The sequence below is a fragment of the Gordonia hirsuta DSM 44140 = NBRC 16056 genome, from assembly GCF_000333015.1.
In the GTDB taxonomy this organism is placed as follows: Bacteria; Actinomycetota; Actinomycetes; order Mycobacteriales; family Mycobacteriaceae; genus Gordonia; species Gordonia hirsuta.
Genome location: NZ_BANT01000006.1, coordinates 46,271 through 57,310, shown reverse-complemented (window position 1 = coordinate 57,310; position 11,040 = coordinate 46,271). Strand labels below are relative to the sequence as shown.

At 65.4% G+C, this 11,040-nt stretch carries 2 protein-coding genes; both read left to right on the top strand.

What is annotated here, in order from left to right; genetic code table 11:
* Nucleotides 1-147 precede the first annotated feature (147 nt).
* Nucleotides 148-10,695: a non-ribosomal peptide synthetase gene (locus tag GOHSU_RS03120; RefSeq protein ID WP_155820903.1), complete on the top strand. Its 10,548-nt coding sequence runs from the start codon at nucleotides 148-150 to the stop codon at nucleotides 10,693-10,695.
* Nucleotides 10,695-10,928 carry an MbtH family protein gene (locus tag GOHSU_RS03115; RefSeq protein WP_005936710.1) on the top strand — a complete coding sequence of 78 codons (234 nt, stop codon included), beginning with the start codon at nucleotides 10,695-10,697 and terminating at the stop codon, nucleotides 10,926-10,928. The genes GOHSU_RS03120 and GOHSU_RS03115 overlap by 1 nt, the downstream gene beginning before the upstream one ends.
* Nucleotides 10,929-11,040 lie beyond the last annotated feature (112 nt).

Genomic DNA, 11,040 nt, shown 5'->3' with positions numbered 1-11,040 from the left:
GGTCAATCGCCGTGCTGGCACCAGGAAGAATCGGTCGAATGGACCACAGTTCACCCTGTCGGCCTGCTCTAAGCTTGAACTTTGCGGTCGCCACGAGCGCAACGATCGAAGCCAGCACGGGATGTTCGCTGCCAGGAGAGGAGTCAGGTGCCTGACCGCGACAAATCGACGGGTGGGATGGCGATCGGAGGGTCTGCCGAAGACGGCACCCTGATCGACATCCTGAGCCGACGAGACCTCGACGGAGAACACTCGGCACTGATCTGCGGCGAGACAGAAGTCTCCTACGATGACTTCGAAGCGCGAACTAATCGAATTGCGCGTGCACTGCTGGGCCGCGGTGTCAGGCCAGACGACATCGTGGCGGTGGGTCTGGAACGTTCGGTCGAGTCGGTGCTGGCGATCTGGGGGATCGTCAAGTCGGGTGCAGCGTATCTGCCGATCGATCCGGCATATCCCGACGACCGGATCGCATACATGCTCGAAGATTCTGCCGTCGGCATCGGTATCACCGACGCGAGCACGCGAAGCCGGATGGGTGAGACCGATTGCGCGTGGCTCGAACTGGAGTCTCTGGAAGCCGAAGCCGATTCGGGTGCCCCGATCGTCGATGCCGAACGCAACGGGTCTGTCCGGCTGGAGAACCTCGTCTATGTGATCTACACATCGGGTTCCACCGGTCGGCCAAAGGGTGTGGCGATCGCCAACAGCGGGATGGTCGATCTTGTAGCGAATCTGCAGAAGGTCACCGGGTCTCGTGAGGACGACCCCGATACTCGCGTGCTCCATGTCGGGGCGTTGAGCTTCGATGCGTCGATTCTGGAGATGGTGTGGGGCATCAGTGCAGGCCACACACTGGTTCTTGCTCCGCACACAGACTATGCGGGTGCGGCGCTCGACGAAGTCATCGAGCATGGTGAGGTGACCGACCTGATCGTCACACCCTCGGTCCTGGCAACCCTGAACCCCGAACGCGCAGCCACGGTGCGCAATCTCGTCACCGGCGGCGAGGCATGTCCGCCGGAACTGGTCCAACGGTGGGCGGCGCGTGGTCGTCGGCTCTGGAACTTCTACGGACCGACCGAGATCACCATCTGGGCGACGCGTGCGCGGATGACGCCGCGAAAACCCGTCACCATCGGCCGAGCCCAAGGGGGATTCACGGCACGCATCCTCGACCAGCGGCTGCACGAGGTGCCCGACGGGGTCATGGGGGAGTTGTACCTGTCGGCTTCGGGCCTGGCCCGAGGCTATCTGGAACGGCCCGATCTGAGTGCGACGAGCTTTGTCGCCGACCCCTTCGGGGCTCCGGGTGCGCGGATGTACGCCACCGGGGACATGGTCCGACTGGTCAAGGGCGACCTCGAGTTCGCGGGCCGCGCCGATCACCAGGTGAAGATCAACGGTCAGCGAGTGGAACTCGGCGAGATCGAGGCCGTCCTGGCCGATAGCCCGGGTGTCGCGCAGGCCGTCATCATCGGCCGCGAAGTCGAGCAGGGCGATCGCAAACACACCCAGCTGGTCGCCTACCTGGTCCCACGTCCCGGCGAGAGCATCGATCCCGACGCGGTGGCAGCGGAGGCTGCGAATCACCTTGCGGCCCATATGATCCCGGCACAGATCCTGGTGATCGACGACATTCCGCTGACCCCCTCGGGCAAGCTCGACCGGGCGGCACTGCCCGAACCGGAAGGTGGAACCCGGCGCCCTGACTACATCGCGCCGAAGACCGATCAAGAGCGGTTGCTGGCCGACATCATCGGGGGGCTCCTCGGGGTCGAGCGGCTCGGCGTCACCGAGTCGTTCTTCGCCCTCGGTGGTGACTCGATCATGTCCATCCAGGTGGCCTCGGCGGCGAAAGCGGCTGGCGTGGGCATCACCCCGCGCGAGATCTTCGAGCACAAGACGGTGCGCGGGATCGCCCGTGCAGCGACGTCGGGCGCGGCGGCCTTGCCGATCCTCGACGATCCGGATGACGGGCGCGGCGAGCTCGCACTGTCCCCGGTCATGTCGTGGATGACCCAGGCGGCACCGACTCCCGCCGACTTCGCCGACTTCAACCAGGCACAGATCCTCTTCGCCCCCGCCGAGATGAGCGTCGAGGACCTGGCGGAACTGCTGGCGGCCGTCGTCGAAGCACACCCGATGCTCTCGGCGCGCCTCGTCCGCGAGGACAAGCCCGCGGGCCTGTGGTTCTCGCTCGACAAGGGCAAGTCGCTGACCACGATCGTCGGCGACGCAGTCAGTGACATGCTGACGCCGGGTGGTCGGTGGGTGCTGACCGCCGGCGAGCCTTTCGACGCGGCCGCATCGGTCGGAACCTTCGAAGTCGCAGCCGACGCCGGCAGTGACGAGTTCGTCGCTGCAGTCACTGCGGCCCATGCGGCAGATGCGGCCCGGCTCGATCCTGCGACCGGCCGCTTGGTCCGGGCCACACTCGTCACCGGCAACGACGGTGCTCGCGTAGTCCTCACGATCCACCACCTCGCAGTCGACACGGTGTCCTGGCCGGTGATCCTCGAGGATCTGGTGACAGGGTGGGCGCAGGTGAGCGCCGACCAGCCGATCGCCCTGCGTGGCGAGGTGACCTCCGAGCAGGCGTGGAACAACGCCCTTGCAGCACGCGTCGGAGAGTTCGCCGGCGAACTCGACTACTGGCTCGCTCGGAGCCCGCAGCGACCGACCGACCTCGGCCGGGAGTTCGACCCGGCGGCGACGCGGTACTCGGAGACCTCCTCGCATCTGCACGAATTGGCTCCGGACCTGACCTCGGCACTCCTACAGAGGGTGCCCGAAGCATTCGGCGCTCAGCTGACCGATGTTCTGCTGGCGGCGCTGGCGCGCGCGGTGCGCTCGTGGCAGCGTGACCAGGGGATCGACGACGGTGCACCCGTCGGAGTGCTGTCCGAGGGCCACGGCCGCTACGAAGAGATCCTGGCACAGGGCAGCGATCCGCGGCGTGCCGACCTCGCGCGTACGGTCGGCTGGTTCACCAGTATCGCCCCGCTGTCGATCGACCCGTCCGCCGACCCGGTCCATGCGGTCAAGGCCGCCAAGGAAGAGCGGCTGAGCCGCCCGAACCAGGGCATCGGGTTCGGTCTGCTGCGGTACGGCGGTAACGACGAGCTCGAGGCGCGTCCGCTGCCGTCGATCGCCTTCAATTACCTCGGCGGTGGCGGCGGTGCGGACCAGCCGACCGCGACTCCGGCCGGTGAACCCATCCCGCTGCTTCCGGCGGGCGACGCCGTGTTCCTGCCCGGTGCGGTCTCCGGAGGCATGGCCGCGATGAGCCCGCTGGTGATCAATGCTCAGACGATACGACGCGCCGACGGTCCGGTGATCGCGGCCGACTTCCGCTTCCCCGAATCGGTTCTCTCGACCGCCGATGCCGAAGACATCGCCCGCCGATGGAGTGACGAACTGGCTACAATCGTCGCTGCAGTGGCGGTCGGCGATCCCGGGCTCTCCCCGTCAGATGTGCCGGGCACCGGAGTGACGCAGGACGACCTGGATCTGCTCGCCGAACGCTTCCCTGGAGCGGACGTGTGGCCGCTGACACCGTTGCAGCGAGGCCTGTACTTCCAGTCCGAACTCGCGGGCGACGAGACTGTCGACGTCTATCTCACGCAGGCAACCCTGCGTCTCGGCGGAGACGTGGATCTTGGGCGCCTTCGGCGAGCCACCGACGATCTGCTCGAACATCATCGTGCGCTTCGTTCGGCGTTCGTGCGGGTGCCCAGCGGTGCCGTCGTCACCGTGATCGTCGACGGCGTTCGCGCCGGCTGGCGAGAAGTGGACCTGGGTGCTGCCGATCGCGAAACCGTCGAAGAGCGCATCGCTGGCATCGAACGGGAAGAGAAGCTGAAGCCGTTCGCCCTCGACGCATCGCCGCTGCTGCGGGTCGTCGTCGTGCGTTACGACGGTGGCCTGGCGGTAGTGATCACCAACCACCACCTGCTGTTCGACGGCTGGTCAGGCCCGCTGGTCATGGCCGATCTGCTGGCGATCTACGGGACCGGATTCACCTATACCGGTCGGCTGTCGAGTCCGGACACCGATTTCGCAGCCTATGTGCGCCGGATCGGTGCCGCCGACCGGGCAGCAGGGATCGCAGCCTGGCGGCCGATCCTCGACCGTATCGACGAGCCGACCCTGTTGGCGCCGGCTGCCGAGGCGTCTGCGGAGACTCTCCCGCGGGACCTCGTGGTGCCATTGGGTCGCGAACTGGCCGAGGCGATCGACCAACTCGCCCGCGAACAGGGCGTCACGATATCGACGATCCTGCAGTTCGCGTGGGCGGTCCTTCTGTCGCGGTTGACCGGAAACCGAACGGTTGCTTTCGCCGAAACCGTGTCAGGTCGACCTGCGGACCTCGACGGCGTCGAAACGATGGTCGGTCTGTTCATCAACACGCTGCCAGTCGTGGTGGACGTCGACCCGGGCGCCGCCGCCTCCGAGGTGCTCAGGGTATTGCAAGGCGACAAGGTCGCCGTCCTCGACCATCAGCACCTCGGACTGCCGGAACTGACAGCGCTGACCGGGCTGCCGGTCCTGTTCGACACTCTCACCGTCTACGAGTCGTACCCGGTGGACACTGAGAGTCTCAGCACCGTCGACGCCTCCGCGGCCGGAGGACTGGAGATCGTCGGAGCGACCGCCTCGGATGCGACGCACTACCCGCTGAATCTGGCGGGTGCACCGACGGCAGACGGGCTGCAACTCACGCTCAAGTACCTGCCGTCGGCGTTCTCCGAGGATGACGTTCAGACTTTCGGTCGCGCTCTCGAGAACATTCTCGGCGCGGTCGCGGCCGATCCCGCACTGAAGACGGTGCAGATTCCTCTGCTCGCCGGTGCAGACTCCGACGAGGGGATCGTTCCTGCGGACGCACCGGCCGCGGAGGAACTGACGCTCATCGAGCAGTTCAGTCGACGCACCCTCGACCCGCAACACCCCGCCCTCATCTGCGGTGATGAGGTGATCGACTACGCGGAATTCGAGTCGCGAACCAACAGTGTGGCGCGCTCTCTGCTGGCTCGCGGGATAACCCCGGGTCAGATCGTCGCGGTCGGTCTGGTGCGCTCCATCGACTCGGTGGTGGCGATCTGCGGCATCCTCAAAGCCGGAGCCGCGTACGTTCCGATCGACCCGAACTATCCCGAGGATCGGGTCGCCTTCATGATCTCCGACTCGGGTGTCCGGATAGGCGTGACGGACTCGGACACCCGCGCGCAGCTCGGCGGCGACTGTGAATGGATCGGGCTCGCCGAACTTCTGGATGCTGCTGATGATCCGATCACGGACGCCGACCGCGGCCGTCCGGTGACGCTGGATGATTTGGCCTACCTGACTTACACCTCCGGCACTACCGGCCGACCCAAGGCTGTCGGCAACACCCAGCGCGGCACGGCCACCCTCGCGCTGGGACTCTCGGATCTCACTCGGGAATCGGTATCCGATGGTGACGCGCGGATTCTGCACGTCGCCTCTCCCAGCTTCGACGCGGCGTTCCTCGAATTCGCCTGGTCGATCGTCGCGGGACGCACGATGGTCATCGCACCGGCCGATGCTTACGCGGGTCCTGCCCTAGAGCGTGTCCTCGACGAGGGCCGGGTGACGAGCGGTTTCATCACCCCGTCGGTGCTGGCGACTCTGGATCCGGGGGCAGGCACCGCCCTGCGGGTCATTGCGGTCGGCGGCGAGGCCGTGCCGCTCGAACTTGTGGATCGCTGGGCCTCTCGCCCCGGCCTCCGAGTGGTCGACGCCTACGGCCCGACTGAGACCACGGCTCTGGCGATTCGCGGCGATCTGCGGCCCGGCGAACGGGTGGTTATCGGGGGGATGTGGCGCGGCTTCACCGGCTATGTGCTCGATAACGGCCTCAATCCGGTGCCGCAGGGCATGACAGGCGAGCTGTACCTCTCGTCTCCCGTCTCTCTTGCGCGTGGCTACCTCGGTCGGTCCGCCCTGACATCCAGCCGTTTCGTCGCTGACCCTTTCGCAGACCGGCTCGGCGCGCGCATGTATGCCACCGGCGACCTCGTCCGGGTCACGGGCGAGCGGGCCATCGACTACGTCGGACGTATCGACCACCAGGTCAAGATCAACGGTCAACGGATCGAACTCGGCGAGGTCGAAGCTGTACTTGCTGCGCTGCCTGGGGTCGCCGAGGCCGTCGTCGTGGCTGTCGGCACTCCGGCCCGTTCACTCGCCGGCTATGTAGTCGGGGACGGTGAGACCGTGCTCGACGAGGTCGTGCTGATCGCAAAAGCTGCGTGCCGCCTACCCGGCTACATGGTTCCCGCATCGATCACGGTGCTCGAGTCGATGCCGCTGACTCCGGTCGGCAAACTCGACCGCGCCGCGCTGCCCGAACCTGCTGACGCGACCGTCGGTACCGCTTACGTCGCACCTGCCACGGAAGACGAGCGGGCGGTCGCTGAGGTCTTTGCAGAGGTCTTGGGAGTCGACCGTGTGGGAGCTCTCGACTCGTTCTTCGAGCTCGGCGGCAACTCGCTGTCGGCGACACGACTGGCAGCCCGCGCAACGGCGGCCCTGGGCCGTGAGATCGGCGTCCGCGACGTGTTCACACGTCATACCGTGCGCGAACTGGCTGCGACCCGGTCGACAAGCACTTCGGCCCTGGCGCCTATCACGGCCGTCAGTCCCCGGCCGTGCAGGATCCCGTTGTCGTTCGCTCAGCAGCGGATGTGGTTCATCAATCAGCTGGCTCCGGGGGACGCGACCTACAACATCCCGGCCGTCATGCGATTGACCGGAGACTTGGACGTCAACGCACTTCGCGCCGCGGTGGTCGACGTGGTCGAGCGCCACGAAGTGCTGCGGACGGTGTTCCCGGAGTCTGACGGTGTTCCGTACCAGTCGATCGCGCCACGCGGTGAGGTGAACGATGGGATCGACTGGAAGCTGGTCGATTCGCAGACCGAACTCGAAGTGGACGTCCGGACCGGTTTCGATGTGACCTCGCAGTGGCCGTTCCGCGTGCGGTTGTGGCCGGTCGCGCCGGGTGAGTACGTGCTCGCCGTCGTCGCGCACCACATTGCCGCCGACGGTGCATCGGTTGCACCGCTCGTGGCGGACCTGCTGACGGCGTATGCAGCGAGGATGGCTGATGATGAGCCTCAGTTCGTGCCGCTTGACGTGCAGTTCGCCGATTACGCGATCTGGCAGAACGCGGAGTTGGGTGCAACGGACGATCCAGATTCGGTGATCGGTAGACAACTGGATTACTGGCGCATTCAGCTTGAGGATTCCCCGGATGTGCTGGAACTGCCTTCCGACCGGCAACGGCCCGCCGTCGCTTCGGGGCGAGGCGCACGCCACGGATTCAGCATCCCGGCGGACACGGTTGCCGCTGTCGAGTCGGTTGCTCGTGTACACGGAGCGACGCCGTTCATGGTGATGCATGCAGCCCTGGCTGTGCTGTTGTCGCGGCTGGCCTCGGTTGATGACGTGTCGGTGGCGACTCCGGTCGCAGGGCGAGGGCACCAGGTCCTGGACCCACTCGTCGGCATGTTTGTCAACACCCTGGTGCTGCGCACCGTCGTCGACGACACTGAGACCTTCGGTTCGTTCCTGGATCGAGTCCGGGAAATCGATCTGCAGGCGTTCGCGCACGCTGATGTGCCGTTCGAGTCGATCGTCGACGCGATGAGTCCGGTGCGTTCGCAGGCGTTCGCGCCCCTCGCCCAGGTGATTCTGTCGTTCAACAACGCCACGGTGACCGAACGCGGCGGCCTCGGGACGCTGGAGATCACAGCTGTGGAGGCGCCGGAGCCGCCTGCGCGGGTGGACCTGCAGTTCGAGATTCAGCCCGGCTCAAGCGACTGGCTCGTTTCGGCGATCTACGCCACCGATCTGTTCGATGAGGTGGCGATTGCCGCTTTGGCGGATCGGTATGTACGGCTCCTGGCCGATCTGGTGACCGATCCGTTGCTGCCGGTCGGCGACGTGGCCGTGTTGTCGGCGGCGGAGGTCGAGGTACTGGCGGCTTTGCCGGCACCGGTGACGGAGACCGTGCACGCCGGGTACTCGTTGGTGGACCTTTTTGCGGGATCTTCGGCTGCTTTCAGCGAGCGGATGGCGGTGTCGACTTCGGAACGAAGCCTGTCGTATCGCGAACTCGATGCGCGCGCCGATGCGATAGCTGCGGGTTTGTGGGCGCAGGGTGTGGGGCCGGGTGATGTGACCGGTGTGGCTACGGCGCGGTCAGTGGACCTGGCTGCGGCGATTCTGGGTGTGCTGAAGGTCGGTGCGGCGTATCTACCGCTTGATCTGGGCAATCCGGTGGAACGCCTGCGGTTCATCGTCGCCGACGCGGCGGTCGACGTTGTGCTGACTGATTCGTCGTCGGCAGGCCATCCGCTGTGGGAATCGGTGGGCGATGCTGCTGTGGTCGATGTGGATGCGCTGATCAAGGCGAATCTCGGTTCGTCGGCCCCACAGATCGTGGTGCAGGCTGATAGCCGGGCGTATGTGATCTATACGTCGGGGTCGACGGGTCTGCCGAAGGGGGTGGAGGTCACTCACCGGGATGTGGTGACGTTGATGGACACGGCTGCCGCGGATTTCGATTTCCGCGCCGACGATGTGTGGACGATGTTCCATTCGTATGCGTTTGATTTCTCTGTGTGGGAGTTGTGGGGTCCGCTGTTGTCGGGTGCGCGGCTGGTCGTGGTCGATCGGGAGTTGGCTCGTGACCCGGAGGCTTTTGTCGGGTTGTTGGCGGATGAGGGTGTGACGGTGTTGTCGCAGACGCCCTCGGCGTTTTATCAGTTGATCGATGCCCGGTTGCGGACGCAGGCGGAGCTGGGTCTGCGGTATGTGGTGTTCGGCGGCGAGGCGCTGAGTTTTGAGCAGGTGCGGCGCTGGTTCGATGAGTTCCCCGAGGATTCGGCGGAACTGGTGAATATGTACGGCATTACCGAGACCACGGTGCATGTGACGTTCCGGTCGTTGGATCGGGCGTTGGTCTCGGCCGGTGATGCGTCGCTGATCGGCCGTCCGTTGGCGTCGTTGGCGATTCATGTGCTCGATGAGCGTTTGCATCCGGTGCCTGACGGGGTGGTCGGTGAGATGTATGTGGCCGGTGGTCAGTTGGCGCAGGGGTATTTGAACCGGTCTGGGCTGACCTCGTCCCGTTTCGTGGCCGACCCGTTCGGTGCGCCGGGAAGACGTTTGTATCGCACGGGTGATCTGGCGCGGCGGGTCGGCGGTGACATCGAGTATCTGGGTCGTGGGGATGCGCAGGTGCAGTTGCGTGGTTTCCGGATCGAGTACGGCGAGGTCGAGTCGGGGTTGTTGCGGGCCGGCGGGGTGGCCGCTGCTGCGGCGCGGGTCTACGACGATCCGGTGCGCGGTGAGCAATTGGTCGGGTACGTGGTTCCTGAGGTCGGTGCCGTTGTTAATCCTGCCGTGGTCCGTGCAGCGGCGGCTGATTTCGTCCCGAGCTACATGGTTCCTGACGTGGTGATGGTGATCGACGGGCTGCCACTCACCGCCAACGGCAAGCTCGATCGCGACTCGCTCCCACTGCCTACCACGGTCGTCGTAGCCGAATACGTAGCTCCAGAGTCGGATGTGGAAGAAGGGATCGCGGCGGCTTTCGCCGACGTGTTGGGTGTGGACAGAGTCTCGGTTCGCGATTCGTTCTTCGACGTAGGCGGTAACTCGCTGTCTGCGGTGCGGCTGCGGGCGCGGCTGCAGAGCGAGTACGGCCTGGACATCGAACTGGCGTGGCTGTTCAGCAATCCGACGCCGCGCGCGCTCGCGGCACAGATCGTCGACAGAAGTTCGATCACCGGCGAGGTCGTGATTCCTCTCCGATCGGACGGTGACGGGGCCCCGCTGTTCTGTGTCCATCCGGCCGGTGGTCTGGCCTGGTTCTACGGCGGCCTGGTTCCGTTCGTCACAGATCGCCCGATTTACGGGATCCAGGACCCCTATGTGGTGACTGGTGAGCCGCAGGTTCTCGACGCCGAACAGCTCGCTGCGCGGTATGTCAGCGAAATCCGGCAGGTACAGCCGCACGGTCCGTACCATCTTCTCGGGTGGTCGATCGGCGGTGCCATCGCGCATGCAATGGCGACCCATCTGGAGGCCGAGGGCGAGTCGGTCGCCTACCTCGGGATCATGGATGCCGCTCCCGTTCCGGAAGACGTCGTCGACCCTCTGGAAGTCGGCCCTCTGGAAGAGGAGAGCGCCGACGACGTCGGCGAGGCCGACGTTACGCAGACCGCGGCCGATCTACTCGGCGGATGGCGTGACCTGTTCGGTCTCGGCGAAGAGGTCACCGCCGCCACGGTGGACGAGGTCTCGGCGGTGGTCCGTGATCAGATCGCAAGCATGGGACTTCTGGACGAAGACCAGGTGGATCGCATCGTCGAAACCTTCGCGACTTCCGATCAGATGCTTGCCGGATACCGGCCGCAGAGCTTCGATGGGCCGATCCAGCTCTTTGTCGCCACCGCGGACAAGGGCGACCCCGACGCTCTTGTGAGGGCCTGGGACGGGCACGTGGCACATGTCGAAACGATCATGGTCGACACCCATCACCTCGGAATGGCGAATGCCGAGGCGCTGGCGGTGATCGGCCCGGAGATCGACGCGCGGTTGAGTGCTCCCGAAACCGAACCCATGAAAGAATCTGAAACAAGTAGAGAGGATCACATCTGATGACCAACCCCTTTGACGACGAGAACGGTCGCTTCTTCGTCCTCGTCAACGACGAGAACCAGCACTCGCTCTGGCCGACCTTCGCCGACATCCCGGCCGGCTGGACCAAGGTCTTCGGTGAGGACAGCCGCGATGCATGTCTGGCCTATGTAGAGGAGAACTGGACCGACCTGCGGCCCAAGAGTCTGATCGAGGCGATGGAACGCGATGCAGCAGAACGGGCCGGCAACTAGCCTGCCTACCTGTCGGTAAGCATCGCGAACAGGTTACAGTTTCACATCCATCACTCGTCCACCATCCGTCACGCACGCAATTTCGGGCACACTCGGTTTCGGGTGCCGAGAA